20 protein-coding genes are annotated in these 21,817 nt (G+C 52.0%); 9 read left to right on the forward strand and 11 right to left on the reverse strand.

From position 1 onward, the window contains the following. Positions 1-18 precede the first annotated feature (18 nt). On the forward strand, positions 19-1,872 hold the full coding sequence (locus DES29_RS01725; RefSeq protein WP_021994733.1) for an IS1634 family transposase: 1,854 nt from the start codon (positions 19-21) through the stop codon (positions 1,870-1,872). 80 nt (positions 1,873-1,952) lie between these two features. On the opposite strand, the gene DES29_RS01730 is transcribed toward DES29_RS01725, so the two are convergent. From DES29_RS01730 to cydP, 5 genes are all read right to left on the reverse strand, one after another. Then, complete coding sequence (locus DES29_RS01730) at positions 1,953-2,345, reverse strand: group II truncated hemoglobin (RefSeq protein ID WP_005431518.1); 393 nt, start codon at positions 2,343-2,345, stop codon at positions 1,953-1,955. 12 nt (positions 2,346-2,357) lie between these two features. Further along, entirely contained in the window at positions 2,358-2,651 is a 294-nt protein-coding gene (locus tag DES29_RS01735; protein WP_016475339.1) for a cyd operon YbgE family protein, read from the reverse strand. Between the two features lie 149 nt (positions 2,652-2,800). Further along, on the reverse strand, positions 2,801-3,940 hold the full coding sequence (cydB, locus tag DES29_RS01740) for a cytochrome d ubiquinol oxidase subunit II (RefSeq protein WP_016475341.1): 1,140 nt from the start codon (positions 3,938-3,940) through the stop codon (positions 2,801-2,803). Positions 3,941-3,960: 20 nt separating this feature from the next. Further along, the gene (locus DES29_RS01745; protein ID WP_005431524.1) at positions 3,961-5,511 is read right to left on the reverse strand and encodes a cytochrome ubiquinol oxidase subunit I; all 1,551 of its coding nucleotides are present in this window, start codon (positions 5,509-5,511) and stop codon (positions 3,961-3,963) included. Positions 5,512-5,560: 49 nt separating this feature from the next. Continuing rightward, the gene (gene cydP, locus DES29_RS01750) at positions 5,561-5,767 is read right to left on the reverse strand and encodes a cytochrome oxidase putative small subunit CydP (RefSeq protein WP_016475342.1); all 207 of its coding nucleotides are present in this window, start codon (positions 5,765-5,767) and stop codon (positions 5,561-5,563) included. Between the two features lie 188 nt (positions 5,768-5,955). On the opposite strand from cydP, the gene DES29_RS01755 reads away from it, so the two are divergent. Both DES29_RS01755 and DES29_RS01760 read left to right on the forward strand, forming a co-directional pair. Beyond that, the gene (locus DES29_RS01755; RefSeq protein ID WP_021994732.1) at positions 5,956-7,239 is read left to right on the forward strand and encodes a sigma 54-interacting transcriptional regulator; all 1,284 of its coding nucleotides are present in this window, start codon (positions 5,956-5,958) and stop codon (positions 7,237-7,239) included. Next, a complete protein-coding gene (locus DES29_RS01760; protein WP_016475344.1) occupies positions 7,236-8,147 on the forward strand; it encodes an alpha/beta fold hydrolase in 912 nt (303 codons plus the stop codon). Before DES29_RS01755 ends, DES29_RS01760 begins: the two co-directional genes overlap by 4 nt. Before the next feature lie 67 nt (positions 8,148-8,214). Here DES29_RS01760 and DES29_RS01765 read toward each other — a convergent pair whose 3' ends face one another. After that, positions 8,215-8,733 (reverse strand): DUF1801 domain-containing protein, encoded by a 519-nt coding sequence (locus tag DES29_RS01765; RefSeq protein ID WP_005431531.1) that lies wholly within the window; start codon positions 8,731-8,733, stop codon positions 8,215-8,217. A gap of 135 nt (positions 8,734-8,868) precedes the next feature. Further along, complete coding sequence (locus DES29_RS01770) at positions 8,869-9,366, reverse strand: DUF3455 domain-containing protein (RefSeq protein ID WP_016475345.1); 498 nt, start codon at positions 9,364-9,366, stop codon at positions 8,869-8,871. Between the two features lie 426 nt (positions 9,367-9,792). Between DES29_RS01770 and DES29_RS01775 the strand changes: the two genes are divergently transcribed. The 6 genes from DES29_RS01775 to narL all read left to right on the forward strand — a co-directional run bounded on the left by DES29_RS01775 (position 9,793) and on the right by narL (position 16,922). Beyond that, positions 9,793-10,371 (forward strand): 2-oxoacid:acceptor oxidoreductase family protein, encoded by a 579-nt coding sequence (locus DES29_RS01775; protein WP_005431535.1) that lies wholly within the window; start codon positions 9,793-9,795, stop codon positions 10,369-10,371. Further along, the gene (locus DES29_RS01780; protein WP_016475346.1) at positions 10,364-11,629 is read left to right on the forward strand and encodes a transketolase C-terminal domain-containing protein; all 1,266 of its coding nucleotides are present in this window, start codon (positions 10,364-10,366) and stop codon (positions 11,627-11,629) included. The genes DES29_RS01775 and DES29_RS01780 overlap by 8 nt, the downstream gene beginning before the upstream one ends. Positions 11,630-11,631: 2 nt before the next feature. After that, complete coding sequence (locus DES29_RS01785; RefSeq protein WP_005431538.1) at positions 11,632-12,696, forward strand: thiamine pyrophosphate-dependent enzyme; 1,065 nt, start codon at positions 11,632-11,634, stop codon at positions 12,694-12,696. 4 nt (positions 12,697-12,700) lie between these two features. Further along, a complete protein-coding gene (locus tag DES29_RS01790; protein WP_016475347.1) occupies positions 12,701-14,359 on the forward strand; it encodes an NAD(P)-binding protein in 1,659 nt (552 codons plus the stop codon). An 83-nt stretch (positions 14,360-14,442) separates the two neighbouring features. After that, positions 14,443-16,245 carry an ATP-binding protein gene (locus tag DES29_RS01795; RefSeq protein WP_113854361.1) on the forward strand — a complete coding sequence of 601 codons (1,803 nt, stop codon included), beginning with the start codon at positions 14,443-14,445 and terminating at the stop codon, positions 16,243-16,245. Beyond that, positions 16,242-16,922, forward strand: a complete 681-nt coding sequence (gene narL / locus DES29_RS01800; protein WP_005431545.1) for a two-component system response regulator NarL — start codon at positions 16,242-16,244, stop codon at positions 16,920-16,922. The genes DES29_RS01795 and narL overlap by 4 nt, the downstream gene beginning before the upstream one ends. Before the next feature lie 70 nt (positions 16,923-16,992). Here narL and DES29_RS01805 read toward each other — a convergent pair whose 3' ends face one another. The 4 genes from DES29_RS01805 to napA are packed head-to-tail and all read right to left on the reverse strand — an operon-like array spanning position 16,993 to position 21,757. Next, complete coding sequence (locus tag DES29_RS01805) at positions 16,993-17,343, reverse strand: nitrate reductase cytochrome c-type subunit (protein WP_005431547.1); 351 nt, start codon at positions 17,341-17,343, stop codon at positions 16,993-16,995. Next, positions 17,340-18,212, reverse strand: coding sequence for a quinol dehydrogenase ferredoxin subunit NapH (gene napH / locus DES29_RS01810; protein WP_005431548.1), 873 nt, complete (start codon positions 18,210-18,212; stop codon positions 17,340-17,342). Before napH ends, DES29_RS01805 begins: the two co-directional genes overlap by 4 nt. Next, a complete protein-coding gene (gene napG, locus DES29_RS01815; RefSeq protein WP_016475349.1) occupies positions 18,209-19,009 on the reverse strand; it encodes a ferredoxin-type protein NapG in 801 nt (266 codons plus the stop codon). Before napG ends, napH begins: the two co-directional genes overlap by 4 nt. A gap of 3 nt (positions 19,010-19,012) precedes the next feature. Beyond that, positions 19,013-21,757 (reverse strand): nitrate reductase catalytic subunit NapA, encoded by a 2,745-nt coding sequence (napA, locus tag DES29_RS01820; RefSeq protein WP_005431552.1) that lies wholly within the window; start codon positions 21,755-21,757, stop codon positions 19,013-19,015. Between the last annotated feature and the right edge of the window lie 60 nt (positions 21,758-21,817).

The raw sequence follows: 21,817 nt of genomic DNA on the forward strand, positions 1-21,817 counted from the left end.
TTCATTAATGAGCTAGTCATGTCCCGCAAAGCTGCAGTCGAACCTAAATGGAACTTCTATCTGGATACAAACAAATCCACTGGGATCAAATATGTCCAGACTTCCTACAACATTTGGGTTCCGGAAAAGAAGCAGCCTCGACTTGGTGGCAAGGCCTACGTCGGCCGGCTCTTCCCTGACGGTTCCGTCCGCCCCTCGAAGACTTTCCTGGAGCGTTTCCCGCAATACGCTGATAAAAAGCTCTATTACTTTGAAAATCAACTGGTTGATCGTGAGGGTTATCTGAAACTCAATCCCAATGCTGAGGCTCAATGGGAAGAACTTCAGAGTCAGGAGAAAACTGCTGAACAACAACAAGAAGAACGCCGCGAGTCAATTGAAAACGACTGGCGATGCACAGCACGTCAATGTGGGCTGACGAGTGCTGCATGGAGTTTTCTGGCTGAGTCTGGTCTATTGAAAGATCTTGAAGACATGCTGGGCAAAGAAGATGCCCGAGTTATCGGAGCCTTGGCTGTTTATATGCTCGATAAAGGCGTCAGCATGAACAGCTTTGCGGATTGGCTTGGCCGCGTTTATATCCCCGGTGTGCAGCCGATATGCGGGCAGCGCCTTTCAGAGCTGCTCGCCAAAATCGAACCGGATATGGTCGACAACTTTTTCCTGAAACGTCATCAGCGGGCCATAACGAAGGCTCAGGCTCGCAGACGGGAACTTAAGGCAAAGTCTTCAAAAGCGTATATTCCGCCTCTGACGCTGGCGTTTGACAGCACCAGCATCTCTACGTATTCCGGGACGATCGACCATGCGGAATATGGCTATGCCAAAAGAGATCCGCACTTAAAACAAGTCAATCTTGTCTTGGCCTGTGATCAAGATACAGGGGAAGTGGTCTATGCCTGCGAGAACTTCGGCTCCATAGACGACAAAACGAGCTTTAAACCGGTTCTGGAGCGGATGCAGAAAGTCGGCTTTGACATGAGCGAAACCCTCCTGATCACGGATCGCGGCTACAAGTCAATGTCCAACATTCAGAAGCAGCTCGATGTCGGATTCAAATTCCTGCAATGCACGCCGTTAAATGAAAAGAGTGTCAGAGCTCTGATTGATAAACACAGTTATCAGCTTAAGGGCATTGAATTCTATGAGCCCAAATACCATTGTTCGGCTGTTGCACTTCCGACGGAAGAGTGCGAATCGTGGTCACAGTGCCTGCCCGGCAGCGGCAGCACTCAAAGCGTAAAAGTCAGCGCGTATCTCTACTACGACGATCACAAGGCAGTGGACGAAAAACACTGTGAAATGGCAGCAATTGACCGGGTGCTCGAACTTAAAAATGCCGGAAGTCAGGTCGATGCTGCTCTATGGCAGGAGTATCGCTCCTGCGTTCAGGAAACCCAGAACCACAAGGGTGAGAGTGTTTGGGTGCGTAAGAACCAAGGCATTGCTCAGCGGTTGAAATACAGCGGCTGCATGGCGCTTCGTACCAACGAAGTTTCCAATCCCTTCAAAGCATTAGAATTCTACCGTCAGCGCAATGCCGTGGAATGCAGCTATCGTGTCTTTAAAAATCAGATTGAAGGAGACCGCATGCTGGCAACGCAGACAAGCTATCGAGGCAAGCTTTTTGTCTTCACGCTTGCAACATGTCTTCGCACCATGATGCGGGTCAAAGCCGAGGCGCAGGCTAAAGAATTTAATCTCAAGATTCCCGGCAACTCTTTGTCTCAAGTCTTTGAGATCCTGCGCGGCGTCACCATGCAGCGCTGGGGTTCCACTGACAGCTGGCGAATCAACATGCTGACACGAAAACAACGCGAGTGCTTCGCGCTGTTTGGGATGACTCCAATAAGGGGGACTAGAAAGGATTAAGAGCTAGTCCCCGGGAGTTTGGGGAGTGAATGAGAAAACGCCGCATGTTGTCAGAAACATGCGGCGTTTTTGAAGTGTTCTCAGCGATCTGTATTGACGAGTGATTCAGCCATTTTGGCGAAGGCTCCTTCAAGACGAAGGCGGACTTCAGGATCGGATACCGTTTCGGCCAAAGCTGAACGCATCGCGCTCATCCACTGATAACGCGCGTTCTGTGTAATGACGAGTCGGCGATGCCCTTCCCGAAGCATCGGCATGCCGTGGCGTTCAAGATAGAGAGGCGGGCCGCCTAGCCATCCTGAGAGGAACTCCTTGAGGCGAGCTTCGTAATGTGCGAGGTCTCGTCCTGCGTATATGCTGCGGAGCTCCTCTAATTGCGGATCGGCGAGCAGAACGCGAATGAAGGCGGCGGTGAGGCGATCAAGACCTGCATCGCCGCCGACACTGTCATATAGCGTTTTTTCGATCGGCAAGTTAATAACCTTTCATCGACAAAAAACGATCCAACCGAAACCGAGCAAAAGAATCCACCCAAGCAACGGTGAAAGGAGATAGCGGAAGATGCGATGCTGAGGTGTGAAACCAAAGCCGTAGACCCAGAGGATGCTCATACCGAAGAGCATGCCGACTAACGCGCCATGAGGCACGCCGGTGGCATCTTCGGCTATTGCACGAGGATAAAGAACAACGACGGCGGCACAGGCTAGAGCACCAAGGAGCGAAATGATTCGTAAAGCAGTCGATCCCCGCGAGGATGCGGCAGGCTTTGTTTTAGTCATCGTTGCGGGTCACCGTAGTTTCGATGACAGCGGCAAGTACAACGGCAAAGCCAAGTGCCATGATCCAATAGAAGTAGCTCATGAAGAACTCCTAGAAAGCAGATGGAGTGCGCTGCAGATACATCTGCAGCGCACAGTTTGAACATCAATCAGTAGAGATGATGCGTGTTCTTTTCGATGTATTCAGCATTAAGTTTGCCCGACATCACGCGGTACGCCCAAGTCGTGTAAAGCAGCACGATTGGAAGGAAGATCAACGTCACAAAGAACATGATCTCAAGCGTGAGCTGGGAGCTGGTGCAGTCCCAAAGCGTCAAACCGGCATTGAGCATCGTTGAAGACGGCATCACAAATGGGAACATCGAAACAAGCGGCGTCAGTACGATTCCCAGAAGCGAAATGGATGAGCAGATAATCGCAGGCCAGCCGCGGCCAGCACGAATCATCAAAGCACCACCGAGAGCGCCGAAGATCCCTAAGGCAGGAACAAGCCAGAGTACGGGATAGGCTGCAAAGTTGGAGAACCAGGCACTTGCCTGCAGCTCGACAGTCTTAGCCAACGGATTGGCCGGACCTGCAGGGTCAAGCCCTGCAACAGCAACATACCCGTCAATGCCAAGATACGTCCAGACGCCACCGAGTGCGAAAAGAACAGCAGTCAAGACCCCCGAGATTGAAGCAATACTGACGGCGCGCTGATGCAGTGATCCTTCCGTACGCAACGCAAGATAGTTGGCGCCGTGGAAGATAACCATCACAATTGAAACGATGCCGCAGAAAAGTCCGAACGGGTTGAGCAGTCCGAAGAAGCTGCCGGTATAAACCGGACGCATCGTCGAATCAATTTCAAAAGGCACGCCCTGAAGCAGATTGCCAAATGCGACACCGCAGATGATCGGCGGCACGGCGGAGCCAACAAACAAAAGCCAGTCCCAAGACGAGCGCCAACGTTCGGCTGGAACCTTACTGCGATAGTCAAAAGCCAACGGGCGGAACATCAGCGCTGCAAGGATTACGAGCATGGCCCAATAAAAACCCGAGAACGCGATGGCGTACATTAACGGCCAGGCAGCAAACATAGCGCCGCCGCCGGTAACAAACCACACTTGGTTGCCGTCCCAATGCGGGGCAACCGAGTTGATCATGATACGGCGTTCGCTGTCATTCTTGCCCAGGAAAGGCAATAGCGTGCCAACGCCCATGTCCTGCCCGTCCATGATGGTAAAGCCGACAAGCAGTACGCCGATGAAGAGCCACCAAATGGCCTTCAGGATTTCGTAGTCAATCATTTTTTAAGACTCCTGCGGAATTACTGCTGCTCGAAGTGATAGCGTCCCGTGCCGAGTGAGCTCGGTCCCTTACGGCAGAAGCGAACCATTAGCCACATTTCGGCGATGAGCATCAGGGTATAGAGCACAACGAAACCAAGAATGGAACCAATCAGGTCACCGGACGTCAGTGAGGACACAGAAAGGTGCGTGGGCAGGATGTTGTAGATGGTCCAGGGCTGACGGCCGTATTCAGCAACGAACCAACCTACCTCACAAGCGATCCAAGGCAGCGGCAATGCGAGCAGCGTGGCGCGCAGATAAAGCGTCTTTGTGTCGAGCGTCTTCTTCACGGAGAAGTAAAGCCCAACGATATAGAGCAACAGAAGAGCTAAACCGCAGCCGATCATGACGCGGAAGCTCCAGAACATGGGGGCGACTTGCGGAATGGTGTCGGCAGCGGCCTGCTTGATCATTTCGGGGGTAGCCTTCGTGACATCCTCGGTATAGCGCTTCAGCAGAAGGCCGAAACCAAGATCTTTTTCGACGGCTTTGAACTCCGTCTGAAGAGCTTCATTTTTCGGATCCTTACGCAATGCTTCAAGCGTCGAGACGGCTTTTTGGCCGTTGACGATGCGAGTTTCTGCATCAGCAGTCAACTGTTTGATGCCAGGAATCTCTGTTGAAAGGGAGCGCGTACCCATCAGGCCGAAAAGCCAAGGCACGGAAACTTCCATATGATTTTTCTGCGCTTCCTGATCAGGAATGGCAAAGAGCGAGAGCGGTGCCGGAGCTTCATGCGTGTCCCAAATAGCTTCCATGGCAGCGATCTTGGTGGGCTGATCGCGCGTGACGAGGTAGCCCGATTCGTCGCCCATATGGAGCGTAAGCGCTGCCGCGACGAGACCGAATGCTGCCGCAAGACGGAAAGAGGAAGCGGCGAACTTCACATCTTGACGCTTGAGCATGTAATAGGCGGAAATCGCCATCACGAAGAAGGAGCCGGTCATGTAGCCACCCCCAATCGTGTGAACAAATTTCGCCTGTGCCCATTCACTCGTGAAGACTGCCCAGAAATTGGTCATCTCCATGCGCATCGTTTCGAAGTTAAATTCAGCCCCGATCGGATTCATCATCCAGCCGTTGGCAACCAAAATCCAGAGCGCGGAGAGGTTTGACCCCAAAGCCATCAAAAATGTGACCAAGAGGTGCTTGCCGCGCGAGAGGCGGTCCCAACCGAAGAAGAACAGACCAATAAAAGTCGATTCCAAGAAGAAGGCCATCAGGCCTTCAATGGCGAGTGGAGCGCCAAAAATGTCACCCACATAGTGGGAGTAGTAGGCCCAATTCGTGCCGAACTGAAATTCCATCGTGAGGCCAGTAGCCACACCGATGGCGAAGTTGATGCCAAAAAGCTTGCCCCAGAACCGGGTCATGTCCTTGTACATCTGCTTGCCGCTTATGACGTAAGCGAGTTCCATCACGACAAGCATGAAGGACAGGCCAAGCGTGAGCGGCACGAAGATGAAATGGTACATCGCGGTCAGCGCAAACTGCAGGCGTGACAGGTCTACAAGATCAGAGGGGATCATTGAGGACTTCTCCTGATGTTAATTGTTGAATTGTTGGAGTGATAGTTAGTTAGCGTTTGGCGGGGGGAGTTTGTACTTCAGACGGAGCAGAGCTAAAGATCGCATCGCCCATCTTGTCGGGTGTAACGGTCGTGCGGTGCTCGGGGCTGAAGAAAAGCCACCAAAGGCAAAAAATGATGCAGAGCTTGCAGGCAATAACCAGAGCGATCTCAACGATCAATCGAGGTCGACGCTTTGGGGCGGGACGTGGTTCCATGCGATGCAGTTCCTTAAAGGCGTTTGCCGGCCAGTCATCAAAGGATTCGAGTGCCGGTTAAAAACTGTTGCCATATTAAGCGGGTGGAATGCATAGCATTTGGCAAAACGCTCTCCCAGAAGGGTTGACGGCCATAGGTTTTTTGGGGGACACTGCCAAATTGGCAGTATTTTAAAAAGTTGGCAGTCATGGCAGTTAATACCGCACTTCAAGGCATTCTTGATGCCCTCGGCGAGCCTCGTCTTTTAATTCGTCCCGACTACTCTGTGGCTTACGCTAATCGAGCATTCCGCCGCCGCTTCGGCATTGAAGACTTTGAAGGCCGACGTTGTCATGAATTAGTCTTTCATGAGTTTCGGCCTTGTTCGGCATGTGGGCGAATCTGTCCTATGGAACGAGCGGGGTTGAGCGGACAGCCGGAGCGCACTATTGAGCGTGATTTTGTGCCGGGCGGCGAACGGTTTGTTGAGCTTGAAGCCGTTCCGGTGCCAGCTCCGGATGGGGCAGCCGTATATTTCATGGAGCAAGTTCTCGTCCGTGATGATCCGCAAAGTGTTCGCGAACGCGAAGGCATTGTTATGCATAGTGCTGCAGTGCAGCAAACGGTGGCAGCAATAGGGCGAGTGGCAGCAAGTGATGTGCCAGTGCTCTTTTGTGGTCCGTCGGGAAGCGGTAAGTCAAGGTATGCCAGACTGCTGCATGAAAACTCTCGACGCGCTGTGCATGCATTTATCAAGATCGACTGTACGACTTTGAATGATGAACGCTTTGAGAATGAACTGTTGGGCCGACTCAATACCGTAGGGAGCTCGAGAACGGGAGGTCTTTCAGCCAGTTCGGGCGGCACGCTTTATTTTGATGAAGTGACTGCGCTTTCAATGGGAATGCAGCGTCGGCTGCTGACACTTTTAGAAACCGGATTCGTTCGTGAAGCTGGGAGTGAACATAGTGTTGCTGTAGGGTGGCGAGTTGTCTGTGCAACGAGCGCATTGAATCCTGCTGCTCTCGTGGGTGCTGGACAACTTCGTGCTGATCTATGGCTTCGTCTTTGTGTTGCGAGAATTCGTGTGCCTGCACTTGCGGAGCGAATAGAAGACATAGAAGAACTGGCTCAGCTGATACTTAAACGCTTGCCGCGAGCGGAGCGAACCGCCTTGAAACTGTCGCCAGAAGGTTTAATGGTGCTTAGGCGTCGGCCATGGCCAGGGAATATTCGCGAATTGGAAAGTGTTCTTGAGCGTGCCAGTCTTTTATCAGATTCGGGGGAAATTGGCCCAGATAGTCTCGATGACCCTTTAGGTGGAAATGGTTTGCAAGACGTGATGCCAAAATGGGGGGAGACCACAGACAGTGTCGTATCGGTTGACGGTAAAACCAGACGAGAGCTTGCTCGGGCGCTCGGAATCTCTGAACGAACGCTGTATCGGCGTTTAAGGGAACGTCGTGACAGCGGCAATGGAGAACTTTTATGAGTACGCTCTCTCCGGCCGTACATCTTCTTTTCCCGCTTGTTGCAGGAGAAACTCGTCTTGTTATTCCTCTTGAAGAGACGGTTTTATCTGCTGCACTGAAACCCGCTTCCGACCGAAGCCAACGATTGATCGTGTTTGTTCATGGAGCAGCTTCCAATGCTTCGCGGTGGGAAGAATTTGTCGATACAACCGCGCTTAGCCAAAGGTGGACATTGGTGCGTTTTGATCTGCGTGGTCATGGTGCAAGTCCAGCACGTCGTCCCGGACGTCTTGAAAATTATGCTGACGATATTGCAGCCGTGATTGGAGCTGCTGGAGCGCACGGTCCCATTGTTGTGGTAGGACACAGTCTTGGAGCTGCAGCCGCACTTGTGTTGGCAAGGCGTTTCCCGCACATTGTCAATGGGCTTATTCTGATTGATCCATTGTTAGAGGGCTGCTTGACGCCGGAGGCGCTTTGTATGCGCCGTCGTGCTCCTCTGCTTCATTTGCTGGAAATCTGCGGACGTATTGCGGGTTTATGCGGTCTGTCTCGAAGACTGGCGCCCTGTAGATTACGGACGATGGATGAAGAGGCTAGGCAAAAGATTGCTCAAGGTGGGGCAGCGCTGCTAGCTTTTAAAAAATCTTATTCTTCAGTATGGAACGACTTGAAGCATGAGCATCTTGATGTCTTCGCAAGAGATCTGCTTGAAGTTGGACGTCCAACTGCATCTCTTGCTGAGCTGGGACTGCCGCTGCTGGTGCTCGGTGCTGATTCGGGAACTTTTACGAATGCGGCTGCTATGCAGCGGGAAACTGAAGAGGCAGGCGGTCGATTTGAACTGCTGCATTGTCTGCACTGGCCACTAACGGAATGTCGACCAGCCGTTGAGGCGGCATTAATAAGGTGGGCGCAGCAGTTTTAAGGAGTCCAATAAAAACCGCCATAAAACAATGTTTTAGGCGGTTAATATTGGCGACGAAAATATATTGTTAGTTTGCGGCGGCAGACTTTTCTGTCTTATTTTCGCTGTTAGGCTCCGCTTCTTCATCATGCGGAACGACGATGCGCACGATTGGAGGCGCAACGGCTGCGTCTTCTTCGCGGATGCCCCAGACTTCGAGAAGTTCAGCCTGAGTAGGCAGATCTTCAATGGGACGGCCGCGTCGCAGCTTCAGAGATGCACGGACGATGTTCTCAACAACGTCGAGAGGCAGGCAATTAAGATCGCGGAACTCTACGCAGCGGTGCTCAACATCAAGCCCCTTCCATCGACCGACACCTGCTGCTGCGGCATCTTTTTCGGCGTAATAAAGCGTAAGTGACTTGTCGTGGGACTTGACGGCAAAAATAGGACCGTCAAGTTCATAGAAGGCGAGTCCAAAGCGCATGCTTTCACGCACGCCTCGGGCGGAGCGGCGAATCATGCTGCAGACGCGGGCCATTGAAACGCGGCGGTCGTTGGGCAGGCTTTGAAGATAACCTCCCACCGTGGTGGCTGCAGGAACCATGACTACATCTCTCCCTTATAAAACCATCAACAGCTCCTGTCTGATATGACAGAAGCCGTCAAGAGAACTAATTTTAGCAAATTGCGGGAGGGAATTCCCGACAAAAGCTGTCGGGATTGTGTCCAACTTAGAATATCACCGATAGAAAACGTAGCGGGCACGAAACGGAACTCTCAAGAGATGTCCTCGCTGTGAAGCCGAACATGAGGCGAGCGGCATGCCGCCCTCGGGCTGACGTCTGGCATAGTAGCGCACACCGGAAAGCAGGCCGTGGTTGGTGGATTCAACAGCTATTACAGCAGTGCGCAGGTTTCTGGCGGACTCTTGAGGGCCTTGTTCAATAATGCGACCTTTTACGAGGGAGCCGTCGCGTGCTGTGACGCTAAAGTCCGAACCAAGGACAGCCTGCTCTCGACCTTTATCATCAAGCAGTTTTCCTTGCGGATACAAAAAAGCCCAGAAAAATCCTCGCTCGTCATAGGTGCAGCGAAAGACCATTTGCCCCTGAGCTTCCCAAGAGTAAACAGCAACAGCTTTCTGCTGTTCAAGAACGCTTTTTGTCGGTGCGAGGGAGCAGCCGACAAGCAGGGCAGAGACTGAGGTGATCAGGAGACAGGCGGAAGCAAGGCGCATGGTTGCAGTGAATGAGATGGAACACAACGGCAGAAAGTCTAGTGTTCATATTGAGGAATATTGAATTTTTGACCTGCTGCGAGTGCAATTGTTTCACGGTTAGTCATATTGGTAAGGTCGGGAAAAACGTCTAGGTGTATAAGAAAGAATCTTGATAAAGTCGTAATTGAAGAACCCACATCAACCGCATTGCCTGGCAAGAGCACCGACGAAGAACAAAGGCGCCATCAGGTGATGTTCAGCCGACCCCATTAGGTTGAGTAGAAGAAACCAAGCAGCGGCTTTCTGCGGCATCGCATGCAAAGCGAGTTTCGATTTAATCCGCTGTTTGAGTCCGGATGATCGAAGAACCATTTCGTTCTGATTTTTCTGGATATTTCTCCTGACCTCACGGGGCGGCCCCAATATTCAAAGGGGGACCCCGAAGTGTTTCAAATACGCTTACATGGCCGTGGCGGTCAGGGCGTCGTGACGGCGGCCGAAATGCTCGCGCTTGCGGGCTTTATGGAGGGACATAAAGCACAGGCTTTTCCGAGTTTTGGCTCGGAGCGAACTGGCGCGCCGGTTGTTGCCTTTGCACGTCTTTCATCTGTAGAAATTCGGTTACGCGAGCCGATTCAAGAGCCGGATGTAGTTCTAATTCAGGATCGAACACTCCTGGAAAGTGTTCCGGTTTTTTCTGGTCTGCAACCAGAAGGCTATGTGCTCATTAATTCAAGCCGTTCGCCCGAAGAGCTTGGTCTCGAAGATCTTATTAAGCAGCTCCCTAAGGGTCATGTGATGAGTGTTCCAGCTACCAACTACGCTCTTGAGTCGTTAGGTCGACCGCTTCCAGGAGCAGGCATGCTTGCAGGATTTGCAGCGATTACCGGCAGCATGAAGCTCGAAAGTGTGCAGAAGGCTTATGCCGTTAAATTTGCCGGACGCATTGCTGAAGCCAATGCAGAAATCGCACGCCTTGCATATGAGGCTGTTCTGTCTCAGAAGGAGAAGATCCATGCTTAAGCAGATCGAAGGCAGTCAGGGCGTTGCTCAGGCCGTGGCGCTTTGCCGTCCGGATGTTGTCTGTGCATATCCGATTTCGCCGCAGACACACATTGTTGAGAACTTAGGATTGCTTTGTCGAAAGGGTGTTTTGCAGGATTGCGAGTACATCAATGTCGAAAGTGAGTTTGCCGCAATGTCCGTGGCAATTGGAGCTTCCGTTGCTGGCGGGCGAGCCTATACGGCGACTGCAAGCCAGGGGCTTCTTTATATGGCCGAAGCTGTCTATAACGCGAGCGGTTTGGGCCTTCCTGTTGTCATGACGGTTGCTAACCGTGCCATTGGCGCGCCAATCAATATTTGGAACGATCATTCCGATTCAATGAGTCAGCGCGATTGTGGATGGATTCAGCTTTTTGCGGAAACGAATCAGGAAGCCTGCGACCTGCATATTCAAGCGTTCCGCATTGCTGAGGAACTTTCGATTCCCGTCATGGTGTGCATGGACGGATTTGTACTGACGCATGCATTTGAGGCAATGGACATCCCCGATCAGGCTGATGTGGATGTATTCCTGCCACCTTATTCACCTAGGCAGGTATTGGATCCTGATCATCCTTATTCGATTGGCGCAATGGTGGGGCCAGAGGCTTTCACTGAAGTGCGTTGGCTTGCGCATGAACACATGCTGGCAGCCATTCCAGTGATTGAACGTACACAGAAGGCGTTCCAGAAGATTTTTGGCCGAAATTCTGGCGGACTGCTTTCGAACTACTGCATGGAAGACGCTGAACTCGCCGTTTTCTCCATGGGGGCTTTAACAGGCACCATTAAAGATGCCGTCGATGAAATGCGTGAGGCCGGTCAAAAAATCGGTGTGGTAACGCTCAAATGTTTCCGGCCGTTCCCGTTTGCCGCTGTGCGTGAAGCGCTTAGATATGTTAGCCGGGTGCTCGTCATTGAACGCATGATGAGCGCGGGCGGTGCGGGTGCTGTTTCGCTCGAAGTAATGAAGGCGCTCAAGGGAACAGCCGTCGATCAAAAAACGGTCTATGCGGGACTGGGCGGTCGCTCGGTTTCCAAAGCTTCTTTCAAAAAGGTTTTTGGTGCTGCTCTGAGAAATGAGCTGCAGGAAGATGAGTTTTTCCTCGATCTCGATCGAGAGCTTCTCAGTCGTCAGTTGGAGCGTGAAAAAACGTCACGTCATATTGGACCATTGCCAGAAGCGCTTAATCGCCACGTCAATGAACGAAAGCTCGCGCGCGGAGAGGAGATTTGAAGATGACGCAACTGGTTCATTTTTATCAGACCGGAACTTTTACTGCAGGGAATCGCCTTCTCGACCCGGAGGATCGTTCAATTCAGTCGTCAATGGAGCGGTTTAACTCTCTTACTTCCGGACATCGCGCTTGTCAGGGCTGTGGTGAGGCTTTGGGCGCTCGTTATGCAGTTGATGCGGCAATGCGCGCTGTGAACGGCAGGTTGGCTGCAGCTAACGCTACCGGGTGCTTGGAGGTCTTCTCGACCCCATATCCAGAAACAAGTTGGCAACTACCTTGGTTCCACTCACTTTTTGGCAACACTGCCGCGGTGGCTACAGGTATGGCGGCGGCCTTTCGTATGCGTGCCAAAAAGACAGGCAAACCGATGACTCGCGTGATTGCTCAAGGCGGAGACGGCGGGACTACTGACATTGGTTTTGGCTGTTTGTCAGGCATGTTTGAACGTAATGACGACGTACTCTATATCTGCTATGACAACGAAGCGTATATGAATACCGGCGTGCAGCGTTCCTCTGCAACGCCGCCGGCTGCGCGCACGGCAACTACCCAGATCGCCGGCAGCGAACCGGGCAATGCATGGGGTCAGGGGAAGGATGTACCTCTGATAGCGATGGCCCACGGAATTCCTTATGTTGCGACAGCAACCGTAGCTGATCTTCGCGACCTTGAACGAAAGGTTGAGAAGGCAATGTCGATCCATGGGGCCCGCTATATCCACATCTTTGTGCCGTGTCCACTGGGCTGGGGCGCTCCGTCAGGTAAAACCGTCGAAATTGCACGATTAGCTGCTGAAACGGGACTCTTCCCTGTTTTTGAGGCTGAGTATGGTGAAGTTACTCACGCACGCAAAATCCGTCGATTGCGTCCAGTTGAGGACTATCTCAAGATGCAGAAGCGCTTTGCACATCTTTTCGGCAAAAAGGGTGATCCGGCAACTGTAGCCCGCATTCAAGCCGTTGCGGACCGCAATATTGAGCGCTTTGGATTGCTCGATGGTGAAGAAGATAAAGAAATGATTATTCCTGTCCCTGCTCAGGCAGATGCTCGTACGCAGGCGAGGTGATGTGATGCAGACCAAGGAAACAATGATGCGTGTGAAACCTTTTGCCATCACGCTTGATGTAGGAACGTCGCTTGCTAACCGCACGGGATCGTGGCGTACTCTTAAGCCTGTCTATGTTGATCGATTACCGCCCTGCAATGCTAAATGTCCGGCAGGAGAGCAGTGTCAGGCTTGGCTGTTTCATGCTCAAAGCGGCAATTATGAGAACGCTTGGAAACAGATTATTGAGGACAATCCATTTCCTGCCGTTATGGGGCGTGTTTGCTATCACACCTGTCAAGGTGCGTGTAATCGTAATGGAATCGATGAACCCGTCGGCATTAATGCGGTTGAGCGATTCTTGGGAGACTACGCCCTCGAAAAAGATTGGCAACTGCCGGTTCCTGCAGCAGATACCGGCAAGCGCATTTTGATTGTGGGGGCGGGGCCTGCGGGACTTTCTGCCGCGTATCAGTTGCGTCGCCTTGGTCATGCTGTGCATGTAGTCGAAAGTGCTGAAGCTGCCGGAGGCATGATGCGATACGGTATTCCAAAATATCGTTTGCCTCGGGAGGTACTGGATCAGGAAATCGCTCGTATTGCAGCTCTTGGTGTTGAGTTTGAGTTTGGCCGCGAAGTGAAGGACCTCAATGCTGAAATGAAATCGGCAGGCTATGACGCAGCATTTCTCGGCGCAGGAGCTTCGCTGGCACATCGCGCATACATTCCTGCCGGGGATGCTGCGCATATCCTTGATGCTGTCAGCGTGCTTCGTTCTATGGAGGCGCCTGCTCAAGGTGAAGAAACGCCCATGCTGGGCCGTCGAGTTGTTGTTTACGGAGGGGGTAATACAGCTATTGACGTCGCTCGAACGGTCAAGCGGCTAGGATCTGAACCGATTGTGGTTTACCGTCGTACTCGCGATCGTGCTCCAGCGCATGCTTTTGAAATTCAGGAGGCGATTGAAGAGGGCGTTTCCATGAAATGGCTGTCGACGATTTCTGAAGCGGAAGCCGGCGAGATCCGTATTGAAAAAATGAAGCTTGATGAAAGCGGATATCCGCAGCCAACAGGTGAGTATGAAACGATTGCTGCAGACAGTGTTGTGCTTGCACTTGGACAGGATACCAATCTAGGGTTCCTGGCTGCTATGCCGAACCTGCAAGTAGATCGTGGATCTGTAGTTGTTGATGCCGACATGATGACATCGGTGCCGGGGATTTTTGCTGGCGGTGACATAGTGCAGGGAGACCGAAATGTGACTGTCGCAATCGGTCATGGTAAACGCGCTGCCAGGGCGATTGATGCATGGCTGAAGGGAGTGACAGCAACAGAAGAAAAGCCTGTTGGCTCCGCATCCTTTGATCGGCTTAATCCTTGGTATTACGCTGATGCTCCGCAGAAAATCCGCCCACAGCTCGATATCGTTCGTCGGCAGACGACGTTTGAGGAAGTTCTGCAGGGACTGACAGAAGAAAATGCACTCTTTGAAGCCCGTCGCTGCATGTCCTGCGGCAATTGTTTTGAATGTGATAACTGCTACGGTGTTTGTCCGGATAACGCTGTTATAAAACTCGGCCCGGGTAAACGATTCCGCTTTAATTACGACTATTGCAAGGGCTGCGGCATTTGTGCAAATGAGTGTCCTTGCGGCGCCATTGATATGGTTCGTGAAGACATTTAACGTCTACTCGTCAACGGTTTTTCAGTTCTGAAATGCCTCTCGGACTTATAGTTCGGGAGGTATTTCATTTTCGGAACGTTTTCATGACGACTTCTTTCCTGAACGCAGAGACGCTTCGTCGATCGCTTTATGCACAGTTCAAATGTGTTTTTTGGCTCATCACAATATTCGTCGTACTTGCTGCTGGTCCCGCGATAGTGCTGACGGAGCAATCCACTGGTTCGGGCGGTGCAATTAATGTTTCTGGGAGCCTGCGCATGATGAGCTATAAGCTCACCGTAGCGGTTTCCAATCCTTACGCTACCTATCAAGAGCGTGATAAGGCCAGTCGTGATGCTGTCAAGGAGTTTGGTACTCGACTGGAAAGTCCTAGCCTCACTGCATCAGTACCACTCGATGCTAAAAACCATATTCGAGAACTGTATGAACTTGTGCATAAACGATTCTCTGATGAAGTGTCTCCGCTGGCCTTTGAAAGCATTGACTCTGAGGCGGCAAGGAGAGCATTCCTACTAAAAGTGCCGGGTTTCGTGGATGATGTTGACCGTTTTGTTTTTGCATTGGAAGAGAGCTTGTCTTGGCGCTTGACGCTCTTGAAGGTTTGTTTACTCATTACGCTTGCGGGTGCCATCGCTCTGACTTTCATTATGCTGAGCGTAATGCGGCGTAAAGTCTTTGCCCCGCTTGAAGAGTTGGAAGCATCAGCCGAGCGTGTTCGTCAGAAGAATTTCACAGCACGATCGAAATCGGCGGACAGTTCTAATGAAATCGGGCGATTTGCTAAGAGCTTCAACTTCATGGTGAGTGAGCTTGAGCGCCTCTACGGTTCGCTTGAGTCTGAGGTTGCAAGAACTACAGCAGACCTACACAGAAGAAATCGCGGGCTTGAATTTCTAGCGCGTGCCTCTGAAGATTTAATGGTCGATGGGCCCAGCCTCGCTGGGGCAGTCTCTGAAGTTTTAAAGGGGGCGGTGGAGCTTGCCGAAGCTCGCAGCGCGGTCTTTTATGTAGCGAAGAACCGGGAACAAGGGTGGACTTCGGAAACTGGATATCTCTTTGCTAAGACAATTGGGTGGGCAGATGCGATTGGATCATCAGAATTCGCTGCCCATGGCTCAAGTATGACTTTGGTAGGGATGATGAAAGTAGAGTTTGGCGAGGTACCGGATGCATGGCGAAGAAATTTTTTTGAAATGACAGCGAGTCTGATTGGAAGAGCGGTCGAGGCAGTACTGCGCGTTACGGACGAGCAGCGCCTTGCAGTGCTCGAAGAACGCTCGACCATTGCTCGTGAACTTCATGACTCGATTGCTCAGTCGCTCTCTTTTTCCAAAATTCAGTTACTGCGCCTGCGGCGTGCCTTGATGCCGGGTGCACCACAAGGGATGGCTCAGGAGGTCCTTTTAGAACTCGATCATGGCATTTCTACGGCCTATCGGCAGCTTCGAGAAGTCCTTTCAGCGTTTCGCCTGCAACTTTCTGGCGCTGGTTTCCCAGGGGCAGTAAATACTGCAGTGGATGCATTTAGAAATCGTACGGGATTAGAGATTACGGTGAAAAATGCATTAATCGGCGTTGAACTGTCTTCAAACGATCAAATTCATTTCATCCAGATTCTTCGAGAAGCTTTAGCCAACGTTGAAAAACATGCCCGTGCAACCAAAGTGGAAGTTTGTATTGAACGAGCGCCCGATGGGGCCTGCACGATGCAGGTCGTCGACAACGGTGTCGGTATACCTGAACATGCTGAAAAGGAAAATCACTTTGGTTTGAGTATCATGAGGGAGCGAGCCGCTGCGCTAGGGGCGGTTCTTTCCATCAGCCGCAGGCCAGAGGGCGGGACGATCGTATTCATGAGCCGACCGCCGCAAAAGAGCGCATTATGACGACCATGAATCCCATTACTCCTGTTGAACAACACACCGTCCTTGTGGTGGATGATCATCCGCTTTTCCGACGGGGTGTCTGTGAGCTCTTTTCGCTTGATCCCACAATCCGCGTTGTAGGGGAAGCAGGAACTCGGGAAGAAGCTCTCGATTTGGCCGAAAAACTCTCTCCCGATCTCATCGTCTTGGATCTCAATATGAAGGGTTCGTCTGGTGTGGAAATTCTTACGACCTTAAAAGAGCGAGATCCCTCTCAGCGCGTGGTAATTTTGACGGTCAGTGATTCTGGTGAAGACTTTTTCTCCTGCATTCGCGCGGGGGCTGATGGATATTTTCTTAAGGATATGGAACCGGAAAAGGTTCTCTATTGTGTGCGTGAGTCTTTAGAGGGGCGACTGACGGTCGATCCGGCAATGGTGCGATACCTGACGGATTTGTTGCGCGGCAAGGCTCCAAAGGTTGAGGAGACGGTGTCGCTCACTGATCGCGAAGAAGACGTGTTGTCGTGTATTGCTCGCGGAATGACCAATAAGATGATTGGACGAGAGTTGAAGATATCTGACGGCACAGTTAAAGGGCACGTCAAGCATCTTTTGAAGAAGCTGGGTTTCAATAGCCGCGTAGAAGCAGCTGTTTGGGCTGCTGAACGAACCGAAAAACAAAAACGGCAAACCTGACGCCTACAAGGGCATCCGATTTGCCGCATGTTAGATTCGCTGTTGAATTGTCTGTCGACGCGTATCTTAATTACGGAGCTGTCGAATCATTGGGGTCGACAGGCGCGAGTGGTTTGGCATTGGAACTTTCGGCGTGGCAAAGCAGACATTCATACCGCTCACCGGCAAGTTTGCCCGATGCCGTGAAGTGCGACTTGGGAATTTCTCCCTTGACGCGGACGTCGCCCTTTTGCTCCTTATGGCACATCACACACATATTTTTATTAACCGTGATCGGCAGATAATCTTTCACCGGATGCGGAACTAAGCCGGGGGCACCATAAATTTCGCTGTCGACGGCAGAGGCGGGCATAGCTAACGCCATTAATACGGCAGCAGCGGCGGCAGAAACAGAGACGGAAATAAGAGGAGAGCGGGTCATAATGGATCTCCGGTAGGTTTTGTTTTTTGGCTGCCCAAACGAAAATGCAGTGCATTTTCAGAGCAGATTTCAATGCAGCGGCCGCAGTTGAGACAGTCCCCAGACGGGATGCGGCCGGTTTGAGCCAGCTCTTTAAAGCGGATAACTTGCTTCTCAGGGCAGACTTTGAGACAGTCAGCACACCGTGTGCAATGCTCATCAATAAAAGCAATCTGAATGATTGGGCGAGGAGAGGCTCTTCCGGCGAGGGACCAAAAGGCACCAAGTGGGCAGAGATGTCCGCACCAACCATCTTTCATAAGTCCGAGTTCAAGTGCAAAGACAGTGAGCACTGCGGACAGCGCGGACAACCCTGTGCCGAAAATGATGTCACGCCAGAGAAATGCCTGAGGACTCACTGTTTCGAAGGCTGCTGAACCTGTGAGAATGCTCGCTAGCAATACACCGGCTAAAGTGGCGTAGCGCGTTAGGCGAGGCAGCCGCACCGCATCTGCGGGAAGATTGAGCTTCCTTCGCAGCCATGCAGCAGTTTCGACTACGAAGTTCATGGGACAAACCCAACCACAGAAGGTACGTGAACCAAGCAGACCATAAAAGAGCGTAATCAGCAGAGCCCCTATAGCCGCTGATGCAGTGGGGATAATGCCTGCACACAGACGTTCAAACAGTGCTAATGGATCATCAAGCGGAATGACGCCTAAGATTCTCGACGAAGAGAGGTCTCCGACAAGCAACGGTTTGCCAAAAACTTCCCATCCCCAACGAGCTGTACCCGTAAAACAAATCAGCACAAGGAGCTCGGTGGCACGACGCAGGAGTGTCCAGCGGTAGCGGCGGACAAAGCCGTTGACAGCAAAGGCTTTATTCATGGTACGTCTCCGCTGTTGAGATAATCGAGCCCAGGTGCGGATTCGGCTGAGTCACTGGCAGGGTTGGGATCGTTCTTGGGTACTGACTTTTCGGGGGTGGTCTCTCGGCGGGTATTTTTTGGGTCGTCTTCTGAGAGCCAACTCAAGCGATAGTGACTGCCGATCGTGCCGAGTACCCCACGAGGGTCTGCGACTCGAATCGATGCTTCATCGGTGGGGCATCCTTTTTCACACAAACCGCAACCGGTGCAGGCATCAGGATGAATTATCGGTACGAAGACTGCATGTTTAGACAGTTCGCGCGGATGAGTCTCGATGGTGATCGCTCGACCAGCCTCAGGACACTCTCGGAAACACACCTCACAGCGCAGCCCCTGCCAGGAGAGACATGCATTGGGATCAACTACTGCAACACCCATTTTGGCGTTGCGGACATCCTCAAGCTTCGGATTTAAAGCGCCTGTAGGACAAGCCTTTACACAAGGCAAGTCTCTACACATTTCGCAGGGAATGCTGCGAGGTGTGAAGTAAGGGGTACCGGCGGGGGCAGGATCAAACATTCCTGCAAGACGCAGCGTACCGTAAGGACAGGCGACTACACACTGTCCGCAGCGAGCACAGGCTGCAAGAAAGTCTGATTCGAGCGATGCCCCTGGGGGACGAGGTCGCCACGCCGCCGCGCTTTCGCGCGACGGCACCATGCTGAGGAGAAAGGTCCCCGCAGCTGCGGCACACCCGGAAGCCAGTGCAGCTTCCAGGAAGGCGCGGCGCCCCAGTGATGGAGGCTGCCTGGACATGGGTTATGCTCTGGTTACACGAACAGCAGTCTTTTTGAAATCTGGCTCGAGCGAGATCGGGTCTGTGGAGTCAATTACAACAGCATTCGTTCGCACCTTCTCGTCAAAGAAGGCGAGCCAAGTAGATCCCGCAGGCATGATGTTTCGAACCTGCGTTTCAACAACTGCTTTGCATTCTCCGTGACGACTCGTCACGAGAGCTAAATCACCGCGTTTCAGACCACGCTTTTGTGCGTCGTCAGGATTCATGTAAAGAAGGGCACTCGGTGCGGCACGGTGAAGTTCGGGCACACGTCCTGTCATAGAGCCGGTATGCCAGTGCTCAAGAATGCGGCCGGTACAAAGCCAGAGATCGTACTGACCGTCGGGTTGTTCGACTGGCGCAGCATATGGACGGAAAAAGATCTTTGCCGTGCCTTTGTATGCTTTTGCTTCTGGATTAGTAACACCGTAAAGATCGCCGGTAGCTACAGGCTTCATCAGCATGCCGTAGAAAAGATTGTCAGCCTTAGCGTAAGGATCGTACTCAAGATTGAAACGATAAAGCGTTTCTTTGCCGTTTACTACTGGCCAAATGAGACCGCGGCACTTGGCAGATTGATAGGTGTCGAAGTCCGCAAGATCATGGCCATTGCCAACGGTGAATTGGCGATATTCGTTGAAAAGGGCTTTCTCTGGGAAATACTTCAGACCTAGTGCATCACCAGTAGCGTTGAGCTCATTCGGATAGAGCGGATCCGGCCACACAGCTTCAGCACGTTTGCCAGTTGGGGCAAATAGGACGTCAAAAAGGGTATCTGTGGGCTTGTAACCCAATTCAGCGGCCTTATCCAGAACATTTGGTAGTTTGTCGCCGGGAACGCCTTTTAGCGTTTGTTCACACCAGGTTTCACCAATTGTGAAGCGCTTGGCAAGTTCCATCAGCGTCCAGACATCAGTACGAGCTTCCCCAGGAGCCTGAACCAACTGGTGCCAGCCTTGAGTACGGCGTTCGGCGTTGCCGTAGAGCCCCCATTTTTCGAAATGACCGGCAACAGGGAGAATCAGGTCAGCACAGCGAGCGGAGAAAGTCGGATAAATATCGGACACTACAACGAAAGCGTCCGGACGACGGCAGGCTTCTATCCAATGGGTGTTATTCGGCGCAGATTGAATGATATTCACTACCTGCGTCCAGAGGAAATCGATGGATTTATCTTCAACGCCACGCAGAATGGCCATTAAATCGGCCCCAACCTTTGGGTTCAGCGTTCCCGCAGGAAGATTCCAAATTTTTTCTGTTTTTTCGCGGTGCTTTGGATTGGCGACAAGCATGTCAGCAGGGAGACGGTGACTGAAAGCACCCACCTCACGGGCGGAACCGCAGGCTGAAGGCTGTCCTGTCAGCGAGAAAGCGCCGTTACCGGGCAGAGCATGTTTCCCAAGGAGTAAATGCAGGTCATAAATCTGCTCGTTTACCCAAACGCCGCGTTGGTGCTGATTTACGCCCATGCACCAGTAGCTCATGATGTTACGGCTGTCATCGCAGACATAGTCGGCGAGTTCCATGAGTTTTTTCTTGAAATCAGCAAGAGACTCAGCGTTATCGCCTTTAGCAAGTTCAGCAACAAAGTCGAGCGAGTAAGGTTCAACGCCTTTCTTGAAATCCTCAAAACTAATGCGCCAATGTTTGCCAGCAGTTGCACCGGTATTCTTTTGCGGAACAACTTCGCCTTCCTTACGGCCCTGGCCAATGGCTTCCCATTTATCGAGTTTGATGGAAAGCTGCTTGGCCATGATGTCCTTTTCAGCGGGCCAGGCATATTTGTCAGTTTGGCGGAGTCCGTATCCGATATCGGTAACGCCCGCACAGAAAATACAGTGTGCGTCGACGAATTCCTGATTGACTTTCCCGCGGTGAATAATTTCGCGAATGACGAAATTAAGAATGGCGAGGTCCGTGTTCGGTTTGAAGATGATGACCAGATCCGACAGATTCGACGTGCTTGAACGATGAGTTGTGAGCTGTACGATACGGGTGGCTTGGTGCGTCAAACGGCGATTGGCAACACGCGACCAAAGCACAGGGTGAGCTTCGGCCATATTGTTCCCCCAGAGAAGGAACAGGTCTGCTTTCTCAATATCGGCATAGCAGTTTGCCGGTTCGTCAACGCCGAAAGTCTGATAGAAGCCAACCACCGCGGATGCCATACACAAACGCGCATTGGGATCAATGTTATTGGAGCGGAGACCGCCCTTCATGAACTTGCTCGCCGTGTAGGCTTCGGGGATGGTGTATTGACCAGAGCCAATGATTGAAATGCCTGCTGGTCCCTTGTCCTTGTAGGCGCGCTTCATTTGTTTGGTCATTTCGGTCAAGGCCGTTTCCCAAGACACAGCTTCGAAACGGCCATTCTTGTCGAACTTTCCATCCTTCATGCGCATCAGAGGGCGAGTGAGGCGGTCCTTGCCATAAAGGATTTTGGCGTTGAAGTAGCCCTTGACACAGTTGAGGCCCCTGTTGACAGGCGCATCGGGATCGCCCTTGGTAGCAACAACACGACCATTTCGGACGCCTACTTGCAAGCCGCAGCCGGTGCCGCAAAAGCGGCAGACGCCCTTGTGCCAAGCAATGTCATTGTCAAGTTTGGCCGCTTCTGCAGCTGCAGTTGAGGTGACAGGAATGCCAAGCGCCATTGCGGCACTTGCAGCTAGTCCTGTTTTGAGTATTGCGCGGCGGTGGAAGGTAATGGGACATTCAGAGGTCATAGCGGATCTCCAATCAGGGATTTGACTGGTTCCAAAGCGCAAAAGCAGAGCAACATCAGC

Source organism: Sutterella wadsworthensis, assembly GCF_003315195.1.
In the GTDB taxonomy this organism is placed as follows: domain Bacteria; phylum Pseudomonadota; class Gammaproteobacteria; order Burkholderiales; family Burkholderiaceae_F; genus Sutterella; species Sutterella wadsworthensis.